The organism is Nitrosopumilus sp. b3, assembly GCF_014078525.1.
Classification (GTDB): Archaea; Thermoproteota; Nitrososphaeria; order Nitrososphaerales; family Nitrosopumilaceae; genus Nitrosopumilus.
In genome coordinates this window covers 513,219-536,030 of sequence record NZ_MU078696.1, presented here as the reverse complement: position 1 = coordinate 536,030, position 22,812 = coordinate 513,219, and the positions used below count along the sequence as shown (strand labels likewise).

Annotated in this window: 25 protein-coding genes; 16 read left to right on the top strand and 9 right to left on the bottom strand. The window is 34.5% G+C overall.

Annotated features, from left to right (window positions below; genetic code table 11):
- Positions 1-412 precede the first annotated feature (412 nt).
- Positions 413-1,954: an ATP-binding protein gene (locus C6990_RS09330; protein WP_182130611.1), complete on the bottom strand. Its 1,542-nt coding sequence runs from the start codon at positions 1,952-1,954 to the stop codon at positions 413-415.
- Between the two features lie 180 nt (positions 1,955-2,134).
- On the opposite strand from C6990_RS09330, the gene C6990_RS09325 reads away from it, so the two are divergent.
- The 3 genes from C6990_RS09325 to map all read left to right on the top strand — a co-directional run bounded on the left by C6990_RS09325 (position 2,135) and on the right by map (position 5,454).
- Positions 2,135-3,352: a response regulator gene (locus tag C6990_RS09325; protein WP_182130609.1), complete on the top strand. Its 1,218-nt coding sequence runs from the start codon at positions 2,135-2,137 to the stop codon at positions 3,350-3,352.
- A 29-nt stretch (positions 3,353-3,381) separates the two neighbouring features.
- On the top strand, positions 3,382-4,473 hold the full coding sequence (locus C6990_RS09320; protein ID WP_182130607.1) for a hypothetical protein: 1,092 nt from the start codon (positions 3,382-3,384) through the stop codon (positions 4,471-4,473).
- Between the two features lie 84 nt (positions 4,474-4,557).
- The gene (map, locus tag C6990_RS09315; protein ID WP_182130605.1) at positions 4,558-5,454 is read left to right on the top strand and encodes a type II methionyl aminopeptidase; all 897 of its coding nucleotides are present in this window, start codon (positions 4,558-4,560) and stop codon (positions 5,452-5,454) included.
- Between the two features lie 127 nt (positions 5,455-5,581).
- Here the strand turns inward: map and C6990_RS09310 are convergent, their stop codons facing one another.
- Together C6990_RS09310 and C6990_RS09305 are read right to left on the bottom strand one after the other, a co-directional pair.
- Complete coding sequence (locus C6990_RS09310; RefSeq protein ID WP_182130603.1) at positions 5,582-5,761, bottom strand: hypothetical protein; 180 nt, start codon at positions 5,759-5,761, stop codon at positions 5,582-5,584.
- A 1-nt stretch (position 5,762) separates the two neighbouring features.
- Complete coding sequence (locus C6990_RS09305) at positions 5,763-6,890, bottom strand: DUF1512 domain-containing protein (RefSeq protein ID WP_182130601.1); 1,128 nt, start codon at positions 6,888-6,890, stop codon at positions 5,763-5,765.
- A 129-nt stretch (positions 6,891-7,019) separates the two neighbouring features.
- Between C6990_RS09305 and C6990_RS09300 the strand changes: the two genes are divergently transcribed.
- A complete protein-coding gene (locus tag C6990_RS09300) occupies positions 7,020-7,580 on the top strand; it encodes a TATA-box-binding protein (protein WP_048116795.1) in 561 nt (186 codons plus the stop codon).
- Positions 7,581-7,752: 172 nt separating this feature from the next.
- On the opposite strand, the gene C6990_RS09295 is transcribed toward C6990_RS09300, so the two are convergent.
- On the bottom strand, positions 7,753-8,082 hold the full coding sequence (locus C6990_RS09295; RefSeq protein WP_182130716.1) for a tRNA-binding protein: 330 nt from the start codon (positions 8,080-8,082) through the stop codon (positions 7,753-7,755).
- 35 nt (positions 8,083-8,117) lie between these two features.
- Positions 8,118-8,333, bottom strand: a complete 216-nt coding sequence (locus C6990_RS09290) for a hypothetical protein (RefSeq protein ID WP_182130599.1) — start codon at positions 8,331-8,333, stop codon at positions 8,118-8,120.
- A gap of 33 nt (positions 8,334-8,366) precedes the next feature.
- Here C6990_RS09290 and C6990_RS09285 point away from each other — a divergent pair, with 33 nt between their 5' ends.
- From C6990_RS09285 to C6990_RS09260, 6 genes are read left to right on the top strand one after another with little or no spacing between them, the layout of a single operon-like run.
- Positions 8,367-8,903 (top strand): type II toxin-antitoxin system RatA family toxin, encoded by a 537-nt coding sequence (locus tag C6990_RS09285; protein ID WP_255465380.1) that lies wholly within the window; start codon positions 8,367-8,369, stop codon positions 8,901-8,903.
- A 4-nt stretch (positions 8,904-8,907) separates the two neighbouring features.
- Positions 8,908-10,116: a glycosyltransferase gene (locus C6990_RS09280; RefSeq protein ID WP_182130597.1), complete on the top strand. Its 1,209-nt coding sequence runs from the start codon at positions 8,908-8,910 to the stop codon at positions 10,114-10,116.
- Positions 10,117-10,154: 38 nt separating this feature from the next.
- The gene (locus tag C6990_RS09275; protein WP_182130595.1) at positions 10,155-11,297 is read left to right on the top strand and encodes a S1C family serine protease; all 1,143 of its coding nucleotides are present in this window, start codon (positions 10,155-10,157) and stop codon (positions 11,295-11,297) included.
- Positions 11,298-11,338: 41 nt separating this feature from the next.
- Complete coding sequence (gene cofG / locus C6990_RS09270) at positions 11,339-12,508, top strand: 7,8-didemethyl-8-hydroxy-5-deazariboflavin synthase subunit CofG (RefSeq protein WP_182130593.1); 1,170 nt, start codon at positions 11,339-11,341, stop codon at positions 12,506-12,508.
- Positions 12,505-13,764 carry a 5-amino-6-(D-ribitylamino)uracil--L-tyrosine 4-hydroxyphenyl transferase CofH gene (gene cofH, locus C6990_RS09265; protein WP_182130591.1) on the top strand — a complete coding sequence of 420 codons (1,260 nt, stop codon included), beginning with the start codon at positions 12,505-12,507 and terminating at the stop codon, positions 13,762-13,764. Before cofG ends, cofH begins: the two co-directional genes overlap by 4 nt.
- The gene (locus tag C6990_RS09260) at positions 13,765-15,123 is read left to right on the top strand and encodes a TldD/PmbA family protein (RefSeq protein WP_182130589.1); all 1,359 of its coding nucleotides are present in this window, start codon (positions 13,765-13,767) and stop codon (positions 15,121-15,123) included.
- 20 nt (positions 15,124-15,143) lie between these two features.
- Here the strand turns inward: C6990_RS09260 and C6990_RS09255 are convergent, their stop codons facing one another.
- The 3 genes from C6990_RS09255 to C6990_RS09245 all read right to left on the bottom strand — a co-directional run bounded on the left by C6990_RS09255 (position 15,144) and on the right by C6990_RS09245 (position 17,894).
- Positions 15,144-16,079, bottom strand: a complete 936-nt coding sequence (locus C6990_RS09255; RefSeq protein ID WP_182130587.1) for a calcium/sodium antiporter — start codon at positions 16,077-16,079, stop codon at positions 15,144-15,146.
- 120 nt (positions 16,080-16,199) lie between these two features.
- The gene (locus C6990_RS09250) at positions 16,200-16,571 is read right to left on the bottom strand and encodes a DUF6659 family protein (protein ID WP_182130585.1); all 372 of its coding nucleotides are present in this window, start codon (positions 16,569-16,571) and stop codon (positions 16,200-16,202) included.
- Positions 16,572-16,577: 6 nt separating this feature from the next.
- Positions 16,578-17,894 (bottom strand): ammonium transporter, encoded by a 1,317-nt coding sequence (locus C6990_RS09245; protein ID WP_182130583.1) that lies wholly within the window; start codon positions 17,892-17,894, stop codon positions 16,578-16,580.
- A gap of 117 nt (positions 17,895-18,011) precedes the next feature.
- Here C6990_RS09245 and C6990_RS09240 point away from each other — a divergent pair, with 117 nt between their 5' ends.
- Together C6990_RS09240 and C6990_RS11085 are read left to right on the top strand one after the other, a co-directional pair.
- Positions 18,012-18,341: a P-II family nitrogen regulator gene (locus C6990_RS09240; protein ID WP_182130581.1), complete on the top strand. Its 330-nt coding sequence runs from the start codon at positions 18,012-18,014 to the stop codon at positions 18,339-18,341.
- Between the two features lie 7 nt (positions 18,342-18,348).
- On the top strand, positions 18,349-18,477 hold the full coding sequence (locus tag C6990_RS11085; protein WP_255465378.1) for a hypothetical protein: 129 nt from the start codon (positions 18,349-18,351) through the stop codon (positions 18,475-18,477).
- 85 nt (positions 18,478-18,562) lie between these two features.
- Here the strand turns inward: C6990_RS11085 and C6990_RS09235 are convergent, their stop codons facing one another.
- Positions 18,563-19,156 (bottom strand): P-II family nitrogen regulator, encoded by a 594-nt coding sequence (locus C6990_RS09235; RefSeq protein ID WP_255465377.1) that lies wholly within the window; start codon positions 19,154-19,156, stop codon positions 18,563-18,565.
- A 164-nt stretch (positions 19,157-19,320) separates the two neighbouring features.
- Between C6990_RS09235 and C6990_RS09230 the strand changes: the two genes are divergently transcribed.
- The 4 genes from C6990_RS09230 (at position 19,321) to C6990_RS09215 (ending at position 22,806) form a co-directional block, all read left to right on the top strand.
- Entirely contained in the window at positions 19,321-19,668 is a 348-nt protein-coding gene (locus C6990_RS09230; RefSeq protein ID WP_048116830.1) for a helix-turn-helix domain-containing protein, read from the top strand.
- 22 nt (positions 19,669-19,690) lie between these two features.
- Entirely contained in the window at positions 19,691-20,416 is a 726-nt protein-coding gene (locus C6990_RS09225) for a proteasome assembly chaperone family protein (protein WP_182130579.1), read from the top strand.
- Positions 20,417-20,465: 49 nt separating this feature from the next.
- A complete protein-coding gene (purM, locus tag C6990_RS09220; protein ID WP_182130577.1) occupies positions 20,466-21,488 on the top strand; it encodes a phosphoribosylformylglycinamidine cyclo-ligase in 1,023 nt (340 codons plus the stop codon).
- A 70-nt stretch (positions 21,489-21,558) separates the two neighbouring features.
- Entirely contained in the window at positions 21,559-22,806 is a 1,248-nt protein-coding gene (locus tag C6990_RS09215) for a cation:proton antiporter (RefSeq protein WP_182130575.1), read from the top strand.
- Positions 22,807-22,812: the final 6 nt, after the last annotated feature.

Genomic DNA, 22,812 nt, shown 5'->3' with positions numbered 1-22,812 from the left:
CTTCTGCTGCTTCTTCTGCTGCTTCTTCTGCTGCTGCTTCTGCTGCTTCTTCTGCTGCTTCTTCTGCTGCTGCTTCTGCTGCTTCTTCTGCTGCTTCTTCTGCAGGTTCAGGATCAGGCACATCAGGTATGCCGTTGCCGTTGCCGTTGCCGTTGCCGTTGCCGTTGCCGTTGCCGTTGCCGTTGCCGTTGCCGTTGCCGTTGCCGTTGCCAGGGTTAGCAAATGCTGGTTCAGATCCGGTAAATCCCCAAGTTAAGAGTAAAATCGATAAAGACAAAATCAGTATCTTAGAGCTAGTCGTGGCATCAGATTGAGTCTTCAATGTAGATATTATAGGACTAATTTAGATAATGAACTTCTGTTTGTAATTCAATTACATACATTTTTCATCAATATTGAATTTTTGTAAAGATCATTCAGTTGAGGCAAATTTAGAGCGTGATTTTGCATTCTCTTTTTTTATAGGGATTTGATAGTTTTTTGGTTTTTTTGGCAACTGGATACTAAATGTTGTAGGATTATTTCTTACAGAGATTTTACCTTCGTGGGCATCAATTATACTCTTACAGCTAGACAATCCCAGACCGGTACCTGTCTGCTTTGTAGTGAATAACGGCTCAAATATTTTATCCAAATCATCGTCTGGGATGCCTTTTCCAGAGTCCTCAACTTCAATAATTACATCATCATCAGTTTCAATAATTCTAAATGTGATTTTTCCATCATCATTAATTGCATAGCATGCATTATTTACCAAATTTGTAAGAATAATCTCAAGCTTGTAAGGATCACATAAAATCATGCAGTCATTGTCAGGAATAGAAATTTTTACGCCATAAGGAATTTTATTATTTTTTATTGTGGATTTAATTATAGACAACAAAGAGCATTTTTCACGTTTTACTTCTGTTACGCTAACATAATCTAGAACATCATCTGTTTGGTGTGTAATTCTCTCAACTGCGCGCCCAATACGTTCAAAATTTTTCAGTAAACTATCATCAAGAGTATTTTTAGTTTTAATTTCAATAATTTCAAAACTATTTTTTATGACAGATAGAGGGTTTCTAATATCATGAGCAAATCTGGTAGCAAGACTTCCAATTGAAGACAATCTTTCTTTTTCAATAATTTTTTTATGCAATTCTGCAAGGTCATTTGACATAATATTGATGTCTCTTCCTAATTCAGAAATTTCATCATTTCCTTTTTCTGGATACAGTACAAAATCACCCTTTGCTATAGAGTGAGTTACATTTCTGATTTTATTAAGAGGGTTAGAGATGGATCTTAAAATTAAGAATCTGATTACAAGTGCAGTTAATACAAATAGATTTAATGCAATTACAATACTCCAAGTGACTTCAGTGACTAGCAAATCAATGTATTCTTGTCTTTGATCAATGTTACCTGATGTCAATTCAATGGCATGATCAATTTCAGCATTCATTTTATCAAAAGAAGAATTAAAATCTTGATTTAGTTGCAAGATTTGAAATCCAGATACACCAGAGGCTTTCAATTGTATCATTTTATTTGAAATGAATAAAAGATCATTCCATTTTGTAGCTAATTCCTCAGTAGTGTTGATTTCATCATCATAATTTTCAATCATAAGATTAGAATATTTCGAGAATGAATCATTGAACAAAGATTTTGCTTGCTCTATTTTATAGAAATTAATCTCAAGGATTTCCTCTAATTCGCGATATTCATTTTCCCCAGTATTACGAGTTTCATCTTCAATTAACACAATCTCCATTGTTATTGCAGATAGTTGTGTTGATGCATAACGCATATCCTTTAAGGTATCTAAAACAGGCAAGGTCTCAGAACTGATACTAGAAAATGAATCTTGAAGTTGTTTTGTATTCATTATAGAAACAAAAGAAATCATACCTACTAGGGCAAACAAAACGATAACTTCCAGTACCAATTTAGTCCTAATCTTCATGAAATTAATGCCTGATTTTAAAAACTAAAGAGTAGCTTGTCGAAAGTAAGCTGGCATAAATAACATATTTCATAAAACAATAATGAATTATAGGCACAAATATTTGAAGAAAAGCCATTATTGTTTGTGAATAATGTAAACACATCTAATGATATAGCAAAAATGACGTAAAAGTTCCATATGCAGGTTCAAGATATCTCCCTAGACGATGATGTTAATCAAAGTGAAGAGCATGATGAAATTACTATTCTTCGAGATTTTGGTTTAGAGGAAGATGAGGCACAAACGTATGTGGGATTAGCACAATTGGGCTCAGTCAAAGCAAGTGAGATTAGCGCATTTACAAAAATTGACAGAGTTAGAACATACAAAATATTAGAGAATTTAAAAAATTTAGGATTTGCCACATCGACCCTTTCATCACCAATAAAATTTTCTGCAAATGAACCAGAAAGTATTCTCAAGGATATAATTTTAAAACAAAAACAAAAAGTTGAACATTTAGAAAAAAATAGTTCACAGTTTTTAAAAATTTTATCACGTTTAAAATTAAATGAGCCTCAAGTTGGGCTTCCAAAATTAACTATAGTTTCCAATAGAAATAACATCTATGATCAAATGGCAAAAATTATCGAAGAGACAACAGACAGGTTATTCGTAGTAGTAACACTTTCAGATATTATTCGAATGTATTATACTTCAATTCCAGAAGTTATCAAAAAAGCAACAAAAAATAATACAAATATCAAATTAATGACAGGACCTGAGCTATTAACAAAACTAGAATACATTAAAAGATTAGGCATCAATAAATTCAAAATTGTAACTCTTCCATCACCAGGGCGATTACTATGCAGTGAATCTCAAGTATTAATGTCAGGCAACACATCATCTCAAGAAAATAAAAACATCAATGATGAATCAGTTATGGTAACAAACTCTAATGATATAATTAAAAACATGCAAAGTTTGTGTGAATTTCTTTGGGAATCAGGGGAAGATATTGTAATTGAAGAAAAAAATAATAAAAAAGAAAAGAAATCACAAAAACAATCAACAATTCTAGTAGTAGATGATGATTCAGATGCAGTAAATATTTTTGCAGACTATTTGGAGATAAAGGGCGTCTCATCAGTTGAAAGATGCACTTCTGGGAAAAAGGCAATTGAGAGATTCAAGAAGTTACGTCCAGAGGCAGTATTTCTGGATATCATGATGCCTGATGTTGATGGATTTTATGTTCTAGAAGAGATTCGCAAGATTGAGCCTAAAGCAAAAATCATCATGGTTACAGCAGACAAATCTCCAGCAACAACAAAAAAACTCAAAGAAGTAAAACCCACAGATATTATCTACAAACCTTATGACATTGAACAAATTACAAGGTGTTTAAAATAAAATTCAATCAAAGAATTCTTCTCCTACCGTTGGCCATCACACTATTTGTCACATTAGCTACCACTCAAGGATATTCACAATCAACTGAAAATGGAATAACATGGCAGATAATCTATCTATCAGATAAAGGATGTAATGTTTCTGAAGATCGTAAAGTTCTAGACATGACAGGAATTGTTGAAAAGTATTTTGCAATGTATAAAATAACTAATCAAAAAATAGATTCAGAATGTCTGTTTCATGGAGAATTTTTTGATAAAACATTTTCAGAAGTTAATTTGAACATTCTAGTTTTTGATGACAAAATTGGACAGGATTTATTTCTAAAATATGGATACAATGGTCTGTATGCACATTTTGGCTCACTTCGAATAGATAATCATGTAATTATGGCTACAACCCCTCCACAATTTAGCTCAGCATATGAGCATACTGAATTTCCTTGGTCATTGTCAGAAAAATTATCTCAATTCATTTTATCTTACCATGGATATAATCCCGGTTCAATAGTAAGAATTCTTGATTTTAAATCAGATTATGAACAATGTGTTAAAAGAATTGTAGCTGATGAAAAATGTGACAATATGATTGCAGAAATACATTCAGATGTAACAGGAGAAGATTTTTCAGTACTTGCACCAATTCCTGAAATAACGAATCAAAAATCAATAAAATATCTACCAGATGATCTATACTCATCGCATGTGGTTAAAGAAGTCTTACGTAAAATTACAAATTGGTGGGTGAATGGAATAATTGATGATCAGATGTATTTGGATTCAATTAAAGAGATCATAGATGTTCGAATTAAAAATAATAAAGAAGTCAATACTGTAGAATTAGAAATTCCCAATGGATTTTCAATTCTAAGTTTTTCAAATAAAAAGATACAAAATAATTTCGATGAATCAGAAATAATTACTTCAGAAAGTAAAATTCATAGTGTCTTAGAGTATGTTCCATTTGACACAGAATCACTACCAACAGATTCAGAACCATCAGAAATTCCAATTTGGTTCAAAAATAGGGCAGGGTTATGGGAGCAAGAAAAAATTGGCGATAGGATATTTTTTGATGGAATGACAGCATTAATTCAAAACGGTGCAATAATAGAAAAATAATTTCAGAATCATCTTAGTCAATTATTTTGTAAAGATCTATTCAACTCAGATAATCATTTTAAAGGCAACTAAATGAACAAAAATGTGCAACTAGAAAACTATCTCAAAGCAGGAAAAATTGCTGCAGAGGTAAGAGAAATGGTCAGAGTAAAAGACTGGATTGGGAAATCAGTATATGATATTTGTGAAGAAGTAGAAAGTGAGATCAAAAAACGAGGGGCAAAATGTGCGTTTCCAGTAAATGCAAGTATTAATGAAATTGCTGCACATTACACGGCTGAGCCAAATGATCCTATTACAATCAAAGATACAGATTTGGTAAAAATTGATCTTGGTGCTCAAATTAACGGGCACATTGCAGATACGGCAGTTACTGTCTGCTATGATGCTCAATTTGACGGACTCGTTCAGGCAGCAGAAGAAGCCCTAGGTAATGCAATGTCGATGATCAAAGTAGGAGTAAAGGCAAGCGATATTGGGCGTACAATTGAGACCACAATTAAACAAAGAGGGTATAAACCAATTGCAAATCTCAGTGGACATTCATTAGAACAATATACAATTCATGCTGGAAAATCAATTCCAAATATTTGGTCAATTGGAGGATTTTCACTTTCAGATAATTCAGCATATGCATGTGAGCCATTTGTCACCACGGAGCAAGGTGGAGGATTTGTCAGGAATGGACAAATTAAAAATATTTTTGCAATAAATTCAAGAAAGAAAATAAAAGATCCAGAAGCTGACAGACTACTTGATTTTATCTGGCAAGAATTCAACATGCTCCCATTTGCATTAAGATGGATTACAAAGGAATGGGAAGAAAAACAAGCAAGAGAATTACTAAATATTTTGATAAAAAAGAAAGCAGTTCAAGCATATCCTATTCTAATCGAGGTTAATGAGCAGAGAGTAGCTCAGGCAGAACATACGTTTATCCCATTGGAAGATGGAGTGACAGTAACTACAAAGGCACCATAGAGTAAATTGAGCGAAGAAGTAAGACCATGTCCAAAATGTGGCGGGTTTATGTTTAAAGAACAAGGAGAGGCAGTTTCATGGTTTTGCCCATCATGTAACCTGAAATTTAGAACAAAGTAATTCAGATTTATTGCTCTAGGGTTTCACCAAAAATTTTCTCAATCATCATCATCCCGTCACATGAAGTACATTTTGAGCAACGAGAAAATAAAACATCACCATCAGAATATTTTCTTTTTACTTCCGTTCCACATTTAGAGCATTTTTCAATAGTGTATTCTAAAGTAATTTTTTTCTTTTTGAACATCTTATGGCACTCCACCGGTATTACCCACACCTATTATCACAATTGATTGACCTTGAGTGGTGTTCTCTCGAATCATTTCATTTACTTGCCCACGTACATCATCAGCAGTATCTGCAATTTCTTTTGTCATCAATGTTATTGCCTCTTTGACTGATTGTTTTACGACAATAGAAAATACAGGAATATTTTTAGATGTAGCAATTGCCTCAATTTGAAATTTTTCAGTTCCAATCCCACCGATTGCAGCACCAAATCCTCTTGCCACAGTTGCAGAATCCTCACCTTCCATCTTTAATGCAGCATCAATCATAATTATTGCATCAATTTTATTTTCAGAAACAATTTTTTCCAAACCATCTGCAGGTCGCCCAACAGTAGAACCAGGACCATCAGCCTTGACAAGAAACAATTTTCTTCCTTCAAATTCAGATTTTACAAGTGATGTTTGAAATGCAATTGTCTCTTTTTGGTTTTCTAACATCATTTTTCCAACAACCATTGGACCAATTCCATCACCCACTGGTTGACCTTTTTTAAATACAGGGATTGCTTCTTTCATTGCCTCAGATTGCTCCATAATAAAAGGGAGAATCATCTGTAACGGCAAAATTAACGGATAATTGTTTTGTTTTTTTGCAGTAAGATACATGTGATTAATTATTTTGTAAATCATTTGCAAGGATGAAGCAATTTCAAGTAAAGTTTGAACTTTACTCAATTCAATATCACTCATTTGAGGAGAAAGAGATCTTACATGTTCTCTAGTATAGTCTTCTCTAGATCTGACAATATGTTGGACTTTGTCAACAATTCCATTAGGATCCATTTCAACAGGCATTATTGTAAAATAATCTATGAACCGGTTAATCTTTGCAGTTGGATCATCAACGGGTTTCAAATTTTTGTTAACATAATTAATCAATTCATCTCTGGATTCACTTCGAAATCCATCAAGTTTTTTAATTCCTTTTTTAATTTCACCTGATGTCACATAGAGTTGAATTCGCTGACCATAAAACACAAAAAAGAAAATTGGAAGAATCCAAATCAGCATCATCAGGGGGTTTGTATCATCACTCATTGCAAAAAGTTGATCAAAATCAAAATTTGTAAAATTCACTAAACTCATCGATCGTCAAATCTAAATTAAATGATTCGTCTCATAGTCAAAATCTATCAAAAAATTAGAAAAAATAGTACAGGAGACTAAAAAATTGGCGAGTGCTTTTATTATAGTTCAAATACAAAAAACCTGAATATGCCACAAACAAAACCTATTGTAAGCGTGGAAAACGTTGTAGCCTCAGCTTCTGTGGACCAGAAGATGGACTTGAATGAAATTACAAAAACATTTCCAGATGTGGAATATCATCCGGATCAATTTCCAGGTCTAGTTTTTAGATTAAAGACACCAAAAACGGCAACATTGATTTTCACTTCAGGAAAAATGGTATGTACTGGTTCCAAATCTGAAGATATGGCAAGAAAGGCAGTAAAGACAGTTGTGCAAAAACTTCGAAAAGGAGGAATTAAAGTAAAAAAAGATGCGACTGTACAAATTCAAAATATTGTAGCATCAATTAATCTGGGTGGAAAAATCCATTTAGAGCAAGCAGCACGAACATTACCTAGAAGCATGTATGAACCAGAACAATTTCCAGGTCTTATTCACAGAATGCTTGATCCTAAGACAGTGATTCTGTTATTCTCATCAGGAAAACTTGTCTGCACAGGAGCAAAGCAAGAGCCAGATGTATACAGATCTGTCAATAACTTGCATGCATTGCTAGAAGAAAAGAACCTAATGATTTATGATTAATCATAAATCAAATCTATTTTCATTAATTTTTCTAATTTTGTCAAAAACACATTTGCTTTTATACAAATTTTGAAATAAGAAACATCCAATTCGGAACAAAATGGTTCCCAAAGAACCTACTTTAAAAATATGGATAAAGAGGAGGTAATTTGGACTCCTCTTCAAAATTAAGTTATTTAATTGGACTTCCCAATGGAACATCCTCATTAACTGTCAACCAAAAGGGCTTATCATCAACATCAGCTGCCAATAGCATTGCATTTGATTCAACACCTGCCATTTTTTTTGGCTCCAGATTTGCAATTACAATTACGGTCTTTCCCACAATATCTTCAGGTTGATAATACTGAGCACCGCCAATTATCACATCTCTCTTATCATCATTTCCTAAATCAATTAGACCTTTGATGATTTTTGATTTACCCTCAATCGGCTCAGTTGAAATAATTTTTGCAACTCTAATGTCTAGTTTTGCAAAATCATCATATGTTATAGACATGATAAACACTAATTATTCCTGTTAAAATAAATTCGCATTTACTGCAATTCCTTTTTGTCTATTCCACTAGTTTCAATTTCATATCTTAATACAGCAGGAAGTTCCATGTACTTTTTGTTAACCAGTGCAATAATCTGATCTTCTGGAACATTAACTTTTTTCAACAGTTTCCCACGCTGATGTGCATACGCATTTTTCCAAAAGCCAGATCCGTCTAGCGTTCCAATTTTTGGCATGTATTTTGTGGGTTTCATTTTTTTCAAATTTTAAGTGACTGTGACGGAAGAATGGCAAACGCCATTGGAACTGGAGTTACTGTTCCGGATTTTAGGCATGTTGCCCATCACAGTCTACATTCCATGCAGTTGGAATCTAATATATTTAATGCGGCAGGAATGATTTTGTACATGGCTACAATTGATGTAAAAGTAGAGATTAATGCCACACCTGAGAAAGTTTGGGAGATAGTTTCAGATATTGACAATGAGCCAAAATTTTGGAAGGGAACTAAAGAAGTCAAGAATTTATCAAAAGAGGGAGACACAATCAAGAGAGAAATAACTATTGCCTTTAGGGATCAAAAATGCCTTCAAGATGTTAAACTAGAACCTAAAAAGAGAATAGAGGCAAAGTTCACAAAAGGCATCATTAATGGTGAAAAAATTGTATCAATTATTCCAAATGAAGACAAAACAATCCTACGAACTGTATGGGATATTAAACTAACTGGAATGATGGGGGTGTTTACAGGCATGATAAAAAACCACATCAAAAGTGGAACAGAGCAAGCAATGCAAAGTATCAAAGAAGAGATTGAGCGGTAAATAGATGGAACTTATTTTTGAGATTTTTAATTATTCATTAATTGTTATTTTAATTGGAATTTGCGGTGCATGGGTTTTTCTAATAAAATCCATGGTGGACTCGTTTAGATTGACCCCATATCTAGATAAATTTGAAAATATATCAGAATCTTACCCCAAAGTATCAATAATTCTTCCAGCAAGGAATGAAGAGGAGTTTATCGGTAAATGTCTTGACTCGTTAATTGATCAAGATTACAAAAATTATGAAATCATAGTAATTGATGATTCATCAGATGACAATACACAAAAAATTATTTTTCAATATGCAGAAAACCATTCCAATGTAATTCCAGTTATTGCAAGACCAAAACCTGAAGGATGGATGGGAAAAAATTGGGCATGCATGGAGGGATATAAAAAAGCAACAGGAGAACTATTGTTATTTACTGATGCAGATACAAAGCATTCTAGAAATGTAATCTCATTATCAGTTGCACATTTAATTTCATTTAATCTGGATGCGTTATCTGCAATTCCTAAAATGCTAACATTTGATTTTTGGACTAAAGTTACACTTCCAATGATTTCCACATTTTTACACAGCAGGTTTTCTGCATTGAATGTAAACAATCCAGAAAAAAAGACAGGGTATTTTTTTGGGAGTTTTTTCATTTTGAAAAAAGATACATATGAAAATGTAGGTATGCATGAAGGAGTCAAACACGAAATAATTGAAGATGGTGCACTTGGCAAAAAAGTCAAGGAGTCAGGACATAAAATGAAGATGGTAAGAGGAGACCATTTAATTGAAGCCGTATGGGCAAGAGACAAAAACACATTATGGAATGCTCTAAAAAGACTAATGGTCCCACTTTATCTTCAAAGTGCAAAGATTGCAATTGGGATCTTCTTTGCTGTTGCATTTTTGTTGTTTGTACCATTCCCAATTTTTGCAGCATCAGCATTCATTCCAGCAGAAGAAATATCTTCAAGAATTCTTTGTATTTCTGCAGGAATAGCATCACTGTTAATCTACATAGGAGCAGTAATTGAGGCAAAGATGGGCCTACATCTAAGATTAGTTGACGCAATGTTTGCGCCATTAGGTAGTTTGGTTGTAGTTTTGGGATTTCTAAGTGGATTATTGCAAGCAAAAAGAAGTGAATCAGTTATGTGGAGAGGCAGAAGTTATTCTATGAAAGATCACACTCAAAGTTCCATCAGCATATAGTAAACCTTTTAGATACAAAACGGAAAAATAAAATTCTCATGGACAAGTCAGGAATTCTTGTTGGCAGTGCAATGGGTGCTGCAATTGTATTAGTGCTAGTCACAGTGTTATTTATTTCACCTCCAGAATCAGTAAAACCAGAAATTATAGTTAGTAATGGACATTCACCAAGTATAGTAGGTGAAGCAACACCAATTTATGCAAAAAAATTATCCTTAATTGAAATTTTTGAAAAGTCAGAACCAGGAGTAGTAAGAGTTAACGTACAAAGAAGCGAAACAGCAGACATTGCAAATGGCGTAGGCTCTGGATTTGTTTTTGATAAAATGGGACACATCATTACCAATGCACATGTTGTAAGTGGTGCAAATAAAGTGGTGATAACATTTCTTGATGGAAGATCATACAATGCAGAAATTATCGGGTCAGATGAATTTACAGATATTGCCGTAGTTAAAGTCAATGCAGATTTGGAACTGTTACATCCATTATCACTGGGGGACTCTTCTAATCTCAAAGTGGGTGAGCAAATAGCGGCGATTGGAAATCCATTTGGACTTTCAGGTTCTATGACTGCAGGGATTGTAAGTCAATTAGGTAGATTATTGCCATCAGGAAATGGGTACTCCATTCCAGATGTAATTCAAACAGATGCAGCAATTAATCCAGGAAACTCTGGAGGGCCATTGCTAAATATGCGGGGAGGAATAGTCGGAATAAATACAGCAATTCAATCAGCCACTGGTGAATTTACAGGGGTTGGATTTGCAATACCTTCGCAAACTGTAGCAAAAATAGTCCCAATAATTATTGATAAAGGCGAATACAAGCACCCATGGATTGGAATTTCAGGTAGAGATATTGATCCAGACTTGGCAAAAGTTTTGGAGTTAAAGGATGCAGTAGGATTCATGGTAGTAACAGTTGTCGAAGATAGTCCCGCATCAAAAGCAGGTTTGATTGGATCAGATAAAACAATCGAGGTTGACGGAATTAGTTATGCAATTGGAGGAGACATTATACTTGCAGTGGATGGAACAGAAGTTAGAAAAATTGATGATATTTTGATACACCTTCAGAGAGCTAAAAGCATTGGGGATGAAATGGTTTTAGAGATTTTAAGAGACGGTAGAACAACAAATGTAACAATTGTTCTTGAAGAAAGGCCAAATGGCAATTAACATAACACAAGAATAAATACTTCTAGTCAGGAATGATTCTGTTGAACGAGCTTGTCTTAAACTCTGAGAGTTTAAACAAAGTTTTAGAGAATAAGACTATATCTCGTGAGAATATTTCTGAAATTTATCAAAATGCAGTAAATGATCCGACTGAGCTTTTTTCAGCAGCCCAGAATCTAAGAGAGAAATTTAAAAAAAACACAGTTACATTTTCAAAAAAAGCATTTTTCAATATCGTAAATCTATGCAAAGATACTTGTTCGTATTGCACTTACAAATCAGAACCAGAAGAAGAAAAACTATCTTTAATGTCAAAGCAGCAAATTTTAGAATTATTACAACTTGCAAAAAAATACAGATGTGTTGAAACACTTTTTGTTACTGGTGAGCAGCCAGAGCAAAAATATCAAGAAGCTCGTGACTGGTTAAAAGAAAATGGATTTAAAACAACTGCAGAATATCTTATTCATTCATCAGAAATTGCTTTAGAGTTAGGACTATTCCCACATACCAATGCAGGGAATTTGAATTTTGAGGAAATGAAAGAATTGAAAAAAACAAATGTGTCAATGGGGATCATGCTTGAAAATATTAGTGAAAGGCTAACGGAAAGAGGGATGCCCCATCATCTTGCAGCAAGCAAAAGACCAAAGGCAAGGATGCAGGTGTTAGAAAATTCTGGAAAACTAGGCATTCCTATGACTACAGGGATTCTTGTAGGAATAGGTGAAACCATAGAGGAAGTGATTGATTCAATTTTAGCAATCAGAGAGCTGCATAGAAAATATGGAAACATTCAAGAGATTATTTTACAAAACTTTCAGCCAAAGTCAGACACCAAAATGAAAAATGAGCCATCAGCTGATGAAAAATATTTCAAAACAATTGTTGCACTATCACGAATAATAATGCCTGAAATGAACATACAGATCCCTCCAAACTTGTCTCCAAAATCATATCAAAGTTTCTTGTCAGTTGGAATAAACGATTGGGGAGGAATATCACCGCTAACTCCTGATTTTGTCAATCCAGAATTTGCATGGCCGGAAATTAGTAAAGTTGATAGTGATTCCAAAAATGCAGGATTTGAATTAAAGTGCAGATTCCCAGTATACCCAGAATTTGTGTCTTTTATTAGTAAAGAGTTAAGAGATAAGATGGCAGTGATTGAAAATGAGGAAGGATTGGTAAAGGAGGAATATTGGAGATGACAACCAACATAGAACCACTTTTGAAAAATGCAGATCCAGTCATATCTGAAATTCTAAACAATGCATTATCAGATAAGGAAATATCGGCTCAAGAAGGTTTAGAATTATACAAAACTAACGGAATTGATTTTCATCTAGTAGGATTAGTCGCAGATGAAATTAGAAGAAGAAGAGTAGGAGATATCGTATCATACGTGGTCAATAGAAATATCAATTTCACAAATGTCTGCATTAAACAGTGTGGATTTTGTGCATTTAGTAGAGATTTTCGAGAAGAAGAAGGGTATTTTCTTCCTACTGAAGAAATAGTTCGAAGAGCAAAAGAAGCCCACCAGTTAGGAGCAACCGAAGTTTGTATTCAGGCAGGATTGCCTCCAGACATGAAAGGGAATCTTTATGAGAATATTTGTAGTGAAATCAAAAAAGAGATTCCAGATATTCACATTCATGGATTTTCTCCTGAAGAGATTCTATATGGTGCATCAAGATCAGAAATATCAATTGAAGAATTTCTAAAAAGAATGAAAGAGGCAGGGGTAGACACACTTCCAGGAACATCAGCTGAAATCCTTGATCAAAAACTAAGGGATGTGATTTCTCCAGGAAGAATAACAGTTGAGAATTGGGAAAAAGTGATCAAAAGTGCTCACAGGATGGGGATTAACACCACATCAACTATGATGTTTGGGCATTTAGAGACACTTGAACAAAGAGTAAACCACATTGTAAAATTAAGAGAAATTCAAAAAGAGACAGGAGGATTTACTGAATTTGTCCCTCTAAACTTTATCCATACTGAGGCACCAATGTACAAACACCAACTACATGAAGGGATAAGACAAGGTGGGAGTGGAAACGACGTATTGCTAACACATGCAGTTGCAAGAATAATGTTAAACAATTCAATAGATAACATACAAATGTCATGGGTCAAAGAAGGACAAAAAATGTCACAGTTATTACTAATGTGGGGTGCAAATGATTTTGGCGGTACACTCATCAATGAAAGTATTTCAACATCTGCAGGATCAGAACATGGGCAATTATTAAGACCAAAAGAAATCAGAAGGATGGTGAAAGAAATTGGAAGAATACCAGCAGAAAGAAACACCAATTATAAAATTCTAAAAAAGTTTGATTCAGACAAAGAAGTAGATGAGGAATTAGACAGAGTATCAGATGCATCACAATTTGGATCTTATGTAGAATTGATAAAAATTAATAAATTCAAATATAAAAATCCAAGAGAAAAGTAAATGTCTGCCTTAGATGAGGCATTAAATCATTCAAAGAATGTTGGAATCGATGAATGTGAAGTAATTGTTTTGAAAAAAAATATCACAACGGTACGCATTACAGATTCAGAAATTTCCGAAACAAAACAAAACTTTGATGAAAGTTACGGCATTAGATTAATTCACAAAAAGAAAATAGCATCAATTCAGACTACTAAACAACATGAAATTAAAGACATCATTGATGAATCACTAAAAACACTGACAAATCTTAGACCAAGAGAATTTTGGGAAGGGTTGCCATCGAAAGTTCAAAGAAGACAGATAGATGGAACCTATGACGAAAAACTTGAAGAGATATCAGGATCAAATGCAATGGATATCGCTCAATCTATGATAAATTCAGCAGATAGTGATAAAATTAATACGATTACAGGTTCACTAAATATAGTTTCAGATAACTTTGAGATTGAAAACTCTAATGGCTTGAATCTCAAAGAAAAGGCCACATACATTTCGGGAATAATTAACGCAGAATCAGAATTTGGAACAATCCCAGTATCAGGAATAGGACATGATAGTTGTAGGACACTATCACATTTTTCAGCTGAAAGAATCGGGGCAGATGCAAAAAAAATGTGTTTAGGATCAATAAATCCACAAAAAATTGATTCGGATGTTTATTCAATAATTTTTGAACCGTATTCAGTAGGGGAATTATTGGCATTTGTTGTAGCAGCAAATTTTAATTTTAAAACATTTACAGAAAAGAAAAGTTGTTTTTCAAATAATTTTGATAAACAGATTGCAGTAGAGCAGATTAGTCTCATAGATGATCCACATGTATTAGAAGGCATAGGGACAAAATCTGTTGATGATGAGGGAATTGAAACAAAGAAGCAAAGTTTGATAGATAAAGGATTTTTCAAGAGTACATTTTCAAATCTTTTTGATAGCTACAAAGAAAGTGAGCAATCTTCTGGAAATGGATTACGTCTTGGTTCACCATTGGGAAAAAGTTCAGAGCCAATCCCAATTGCAGCACCGCATAATCTAAAAATTAATCCAGGTAAAAGTTCTCAAGAAGACATGATCAAAGACACTAAGCGGGGATTACTAGTTGGCAGGTTATGGTATACATATGCAGTAAATCCAATCAAAGGAGACTTTTCATGTACTGCAAGGAGTGGTATCAAGATAATTGAGAACGGCAAAATAAAAGGACCTGGAAAATCAGTTCGGATAATTCACAATCTTTGTACTATGCTAAAAAACATCACAGAGATTGGGAATAATCAAAGAAATGTCATTCAATGGGCATCACTACCGTCAATTACACCATCATTAAAGTCAGAAAACATTTCAGTAAAAACAATCTAAGGATAAAAACTAGGCATAAATTAATTAAAAAATGCAAATATTAGATATAAAATATAGCCTGCAGCAATACAGCATCCCATGATACGATTAATTACTTGGGTTTTCAGTGCAATTAACAACGAAAGGCTGAATATGATCATAATTGCATAATCAATGAAAACATCAGGCGCAATCATTACACCTCCAAGTGTTGCACCCACACCCATAATCATCAAAATATTGTAGATATTACTACCAATGATATTGCCAATTCCAATATCTCCATGTCCTTTTTTTATGGCAATGAGTGAAGTGATCAATTCTGGCAGAGATGTTCCAATGGCAATCACAGTCAAACCAATAATTTTTTCAGACAATCCAAATTCTTGAGCTAAAATCACTGCATTGTCGACAGTTAGAATTGCACCAACATACAAAAAAACAACCCCTATCCCAATTAACCCAAAAGATTTCAGGTAAACATTATTCTTGGTTGGTTCAGTAGTCTCTGTATTTTCTTCTCTATGTTTCATTGCATCTTTGAATGTATAGTATCCAAAAACACCCAACCCAACAAGTAGTAAAATTCCATCATAAGAAGAGATCTTGCCATCAATTGAAATTAAAATTAACAAAATAGAAACTCCAAGCATAATTGGAATTTCTTTTCTTAAAACAGACTTGCTTACTGCAATTGGAACGAGAATTGCGGCAATTCCAATAACCATTCCAACATTTGCAATGTTACTTCCAACTATATTTCCCAAAATTATTGCACTGTGTTCACCAGCTGCTGCAACACTTGCTGCTAGTTCAGGAGTTGAAGTACCATATGCAACAATGGTCATGCCGATTACAAGATTACTAATTCTAAATTTTTTGGCAATTGTAACACCACCACTAACTAACCAGTTCCCTCCAAAACACAACATAACTAATCCAGCTACGGTCAATATGGCATTGATTACTATATCCACAATTGAGTTTCCAAGTATGATGGTTTAAACTCAGTGATTTACTATAATTTCACAATTCTAGCAATTCAAGTTAATTTTGAAAATTTTTGAGGCTTAAAATAAACACGGAATTATTCAGAATCAGGTATCTTTTTGGGATTTCAGTGCAGAGTGCACATGATCAATGATCTTCAAATAATCAGCCCTAGGCTCTGTGCTAACCATAAACAATTCATTGGAATTTATTGGAATGCTAATCAGTGTGACTTTTTCATATTCTGTAATAGAAGATGTCTCTTTACCAATTTTGTAAGCCAAATTAGTGTAGAGTTCTCTTTTTTGTAATGCATAGTGAATTGACATTTTTACCTCATCTTCAGACAATATCCCCTCTACGTTCTCTTTGTGCCCTCCAGTTACTAGCTCACCTTTGTTATTTGCTACACCGGCAAATCTTACTTGTGAATCTAAAGCAAGGACTTGTTTTGATAGTTCATCATAATTTGTTGCCATTTTTCATCAATCCTTTTTCTTTTTAAATAGGATTTCATCTTTTTCTTGCAACTCATCAGTATAATCATCCATATCCAACATGAATTCTTCTTCATCAGAATATGCAGATTCTGCATGCTCACTGATGTCAAGGCCGACATCTTCAACTTCTGGAGATACCCTAATACCAATTAGATGCTTCATTACTTGCAGAATTATCCAAGTTCCACCAAAGCCCATAGCGGCTGCAACACCAACACCTACTGCTTGAATCCATAATTGATCAGGATTTCCAAATATCAATCCATCAACACCGCCGGGATTAATCGCAGTGCTTGCAAAAATTCCGATTGCAAGTGCACCTACAATTCCTGCAACTCCGTGAACAGAGCTTACATCAAGTGCATCATCAATCTTTAATTTTTCTTTGAATAGTACTACTCCGGAATAAGATATCACACCAATTGCAATACCAATTACAAATGCATGTTCTGCACTTACAAATCCAGATGCAGGGGTAATTCCAGCAAGACCTGCAATTGCACCATTAATTGTTGCAACAACAGATGGTTTTCCTGTTCTAATCCAAGAAAGACCAGCCCAAATTAAAGCAGAAACAGAAGAGGCCATGTGAGTAACAATCACAGTGTTTCCTGCAACACCACCTGATGCAGAGAGTGCACTTCCTGCGTTAAAGCCAAACCATCCAAGCCACAACAATGAAGAGCCAAGAACTGCTAGCGGAATGCTATGAGGAATCATAATTGCTGGACCATAATGTCTTCTTCTTCCAAGTACAAGTGCAGCAGCAAGAGCTGCCATTCCCACACTAGTGTGAATTACGATACCTCCTGCAAAGTCGACAACACCAAGTTGGGATAACCAACCACCGCCCCAGACCCAGTGGACAAGAGGATAGTAAATCAGCATAGACCATGCAGCGATAAATATGATAAATGAGCTAAACTTCATTCTTTCAGCAATGGTTCCTGTAAGTAACAAAGGAGTAATTGCTGCAAACATTAATTGGAATTTTACAAATAACACACCAGGAATTGTTGGTGCATATTGTTCTAATGGGGCATCAGAAGGAACACCTTTGAGAAATACCCAATCCATATTTCCAACCAGACCCATAGTAGAATCACCAAATGATAAACTAAATCCAAATACGAACCACATTACACTAAGTAATGCCAAGCCAAAGAAGATCTGCATGAAAATTGATGCTGCATTCTTTTTTCTTAATAATCCAGATTCAAAGAGACCTAATGCAGGGATCATTAAAAGTACAAGACTGCCAGCTACGAGCATCCATGCTGTATCCCCAGAATCAAGTACCATTATCCAAAGTATTTAATTTAAAACTAATAACAATGTCGAAAATCGATTATCAATTGATAATCATTTAGTTATCAAAATCAGAAATTATATTTGTGTAATCGACAATACCATAACTAAATGCTCAAAATTGAAGTCATATTAGGCGAAAATGATGTAATGGCGATCAGTGAAGGACTTAAAAAAATAGGCATAGGCGGTCTCACCGTATCCAAAGTCAGAGGTAGGGGAAAGAGACCAGGTCCAGAAATTCACGCATCAAAAGGAAGTGAGATTTTTACACCACAGTTCAATGACAAATACAAAATTGATGCAATAATTGCAGATGCAAAAGAAGATGAAGTTATAGGAATTATCAAAGATAATGGAAGGGTTGGAAAAATTTTTGTCTCCCAGATTTTACGTGCAGTAGATATTGCAACAGGTGACGAAGGAGAAACCACAATTTAGAACCACCATGAATTTACGCAAAAGCAAATTATTTCGCAGAGAAAAGATGCAGCCACTTCAACGTAAAGACTATCTCAAAGTTGCAGTAATGTGCGGCGTAATAATAGCACCATTACTTGTTGGTTTATTTTTATGAAACTCTCAAAAATTTCTATTGCAAAATTAGTTCTTGCAGGAATCGGAATGACTTTGGTAGGATTAGCTTTGTTTGGGCCCTATCTCTAAAAGTCGCCAAAATTATTTTCATAAACAATGGTAGGGTTTTTCAATTGTTTTTCCAAAGTTGGTAGAGATTTTACAATGCAATAATTTACAAAATCACTAAAAGATTTTATTCTATAATCATCTCGCAGTTTTTCTTTGTTTTCTTCATAAACGGTTTGTAGTTTATGTAAAGTAAATTTCTGTAACGGAACAAATCTACTTCGTTTAGGCAAGGGTTTAGATTCTATTTTTTCTTCTGAAAACATTTCCAAGTCTTGCTTTGCATCAAGTGTTTCCATATCCACAACCTCTTCCATTTCTGAAACGAATATTTTTCCACCATGATCAGATGAAAGGCCAGAATTTTTGGAAATCATCTCTACAACTTTTCTTGCATCTTTGTCAGATACGACAATCTCAATTTTTGCCAAAGGTATTGATTTTAATCCAGTAGAACCAATTCGAGAACCTTTTGCCTCATCATAAATATCACTATCATCTAAATTTCGTTTGTCAATTACATATGTCCCCAAAATATTCAGATTTGTCTTAATTGTAGTGAAAGTTTTTCTTTTGATTATTGCCTCTATTTTCTTCACAATTAATTTCAAAAAAATGTCCTATTTATGAGGAATGTTTTTTGCCACAATTAAAAATCAGATCGCAATAGAGTTTTAGATAAAGCCAGGCACGATCAAGGTGTAAAAAAACCAGCTAGAAAGACAAGCAAAGCTCAAGTCAAAGACTAATAAGGTAATGTACCGTACAATACGGTATGATGCGAGCAAGACTAACATATGTGCCACTAGAAGTGGCAGATCAATTCGGAGATTTTATCATACAAAGAGACGAGCAAGTTCTGGATGCAGTAAAAGCAAGAACACGGGATTTTAGCACACTATCTTTGATAAAGTTGCTATACCAACTAAGAGGAAACCCTATGACATTTTCTGATTTGTATTCAAAATCAAAAATCAGAATGAAAAAGTCATTTCTAAATTATCTACATCTATGTGTAGATTACAACTTTATCAAAAAAGAAGCAGTTGGTCCAAACATGATCTACACAATCACAGACAAAGGACGAACTATGTTGAATCTGTTTATGCAGAAAAGTAATTAGATAGAACAAATCGACGTAAGCAGTGCAGAAAGAATTTCCAGAAGCCGAAGTCTTTGAGATAAAGAAAGCAGAATTAAATAGCCCAATAATTTTTGCAGGGTTTGTAGGAGCAGGCCTAGTAGGCCCTCTTGCAATAAACCATATTATTGAAAAACTAGAGATGCAACAAATAGGGGTGATGAGATCAAAATATTTACCACCATCAACAGTATTCATGAGAGGAAGATTACGTCACCCATTCCGATTTTATGCAAATCAAGATGGAACGATTTGTGCAATAATTTGTGAGATAACTTTGAGAATGGAAGGATTGTATTATTTAGTGGAATCAATTTTAGACTGGGCAGCACAAAAAGGATCAAAAGAAATTGTAATTCTAGACGGGGTTGCAAGTACAGAGCATGATGAGAAAGCATATTGTGCAGCTGAAGAAGATTTGGTTAGAACTATGGCAGAGAAAGATATCAGTATGATTCCCCAAGGATTCATCACAGGAATTCCAGGAGGAATACTAAATGAATGCCTAGTAAGAGAAATCAAAGGAGTGACACTACTAGCAAAAGCAAACAAAGTGGCACCTGATTCAGGTGCTGCAGCCACACTAATTGAGGCCATAAATCGATTCTATGACATGGATATCGATACAAAACAACTCCAAGATGAAAAAGATAGAATTCACACAGAGTTTAGTGAGTTATCTCAGAAATATGTGGAGCACAGAGAAGAGATAGCTGGAATGTATATGTGATCGAAACAATAGGCAAATTCTTTTATTCACAGCAAATACGCATCAAACTATGGCCCTAACCTACAAAAAAGCAGGAGTGGACATTTCTAAAATTAAACAGAGTCAACAAGCAATAGGGAAACTAATTGCATCAACTCACAAGCTTCAGAAAAAAGCAAAGATAGCTCATGGGTTTGGACATTATGCAGGAATTGTAGAGATTCCAGGAGGAAAACTATTGGCAACTCATACAGACGGTGTTGGAACCAAAGTAGTAATTGCAAACATGATGAAAAAATACAACACCATAGGAATTGATTGTGTTGCAATGAATGTTAATGACATAATCTGTATTGGTGCAACACCAATTTCATTTGTAGATTATATTGCTGCAAACAAAAATGATGTAACAATATTCAAAAAAATTGTAGAAGGATTGGTAAAAGGTGCAAAGAAATCTTCAATGCCAATAGTTGGAGGAGAGACTGCAATAATGCCTGATGTAATTGAAGGAAAAGGATTTGCATTTGATTTGGCAGGAATGGTTGTAGGACTGGTTGAGAGAAAAAATTTGGTGTTAGGAAATAAAATAAAATCAGGAGATGTAATTATTGGTGCAAACAGCACAGGAATTCATTCAAACGGATACTCACTTGCAAGAAAAGCGATCTTAGGAAAATATTCTGTCAAAGACAAAGTTAAAGGAGTTGGAAAAATAGGAGACGCATTACTAAAGCCTACTGAGATATACACAAATCCGGTTCTTGAAATAATTCAAAAATGCAAAGTAAATGGTCTGGCACATATTACTGGGGGTGCATTTACCAAACTATTACGCCTCAAAAACATAGGATATGAGATTGATTCGCTACCAAAAATTCCACCAATAATGGGATTGGTGGAAGAGCAGGGAGTAAAGCCTGATGAAATGTACAAGACTTTCAACATGGGGGTAGGGTTCTGCGTAATAGCACCAAAAAACCAGGAAACAAGAATCAAATCAATCTTCAAAAAACACAAAATATCAAGTCAAGAGATAGGACAAATAGTTTCCAAGAAAGGAGTTTTTGTAAACTCGATAAAAATTGCTTAATTTACAAACAACAAAATTATTTTCAACCTAATTTAGCTTATATGGTAGATTCCTAGAAGGGTGTAAGGCAATGGCAGAAGCACATCTAATTGAGACAATTATCGGTATAGGCATTCTTCTTTTTGCAGCTAAACTAATGGCAGAACTTTTCCTTAGATTAAAACTTCCAATTGTTTTAGGAGAACTTTTGGCAGGAATGATAGTAGGACCGTTTGCGCTTGGAGCATTTTTTGTTGTTGACGGCAGACAATTACTTCAGATCAACGATGAGATAAGAATTCTAGGAGAGATGGGTGCAATTGTAATTTTGTTCATGGCAGGATTAGAAATGACTCCAAAAGAATTCCTCAAAGGAGGGAAAGCATCTTTCACGGTTGGGTCACTTGGAGTAATAGTTCCATTTTTTGCAGGTCTTGTAGTTTTTCAAATGTTTGGATTTGACGCATTGCAATCAATGCTTATCGCAACAGCACTAACTGCTACTAGCATTGCAATATCAATTCAAGTTCTAAGTGAATTTGGTAAAATAAAAACACCAGAAGCAAGACTCATCATAGGTGCAGCAGTAGTAGACGACATTCTAGCAATTGCAGTATTATCAGTAGTATCATCCATTGCAGGATCAGGTGGAGGCGTTGAAGACATAGAGATTAGTCAGGTAGTAATTACAATATTACAAGTACTAGGATTCTTTGCAATAATGCTAGTTGTTGCAGTAGTTGTAATTCCAAAAATTATCACACCAAGATTATGGAAAGCAAAAGGGAGTGTAGAAGGAATTGCAACTGCATCGTTCTTTGGAGCAGCAGCGCTTGCAGGATCCATAGGACTATCACCGATTGTCGGGGCATTTGCAGTAGGAATGGCATTATCAACTACCAAAGTATTTGAAAAAGTAGAAAATTATATTGGAAAGGTTGGATTAATTTTTGCACCGCTATTCTTTGCCATCATTGGTGCACAGGTGGACCTAAGGGCAGTAGATTTGAATGTGTTAATGTTGAGTGGAATAGTTATCGTAGTTGCAGTTGTGACAAAATTGTTTGGTTGCGGTCTACCAGCAATACTATTTTTGAAAAATAAACAGCAAGGAATGCGAGTTGGAATTGGGATGATTTCTAGAGGAGAAGTCGGACTAATTGTTGCAGGTGTAGGAGTAACAGCAGGAATTCTCACATCAGAGGTATACTCTACAATTATCATCATGGTAGCAGTAACAACTATCATCACACCGTTATGGTTAAAGATGGAATACAGAAAAGAGCAAAAAAGTAATTCTGGTGCAGCCGAGCAAAGTATTGAGCATAAACCAGAATAAACAAAC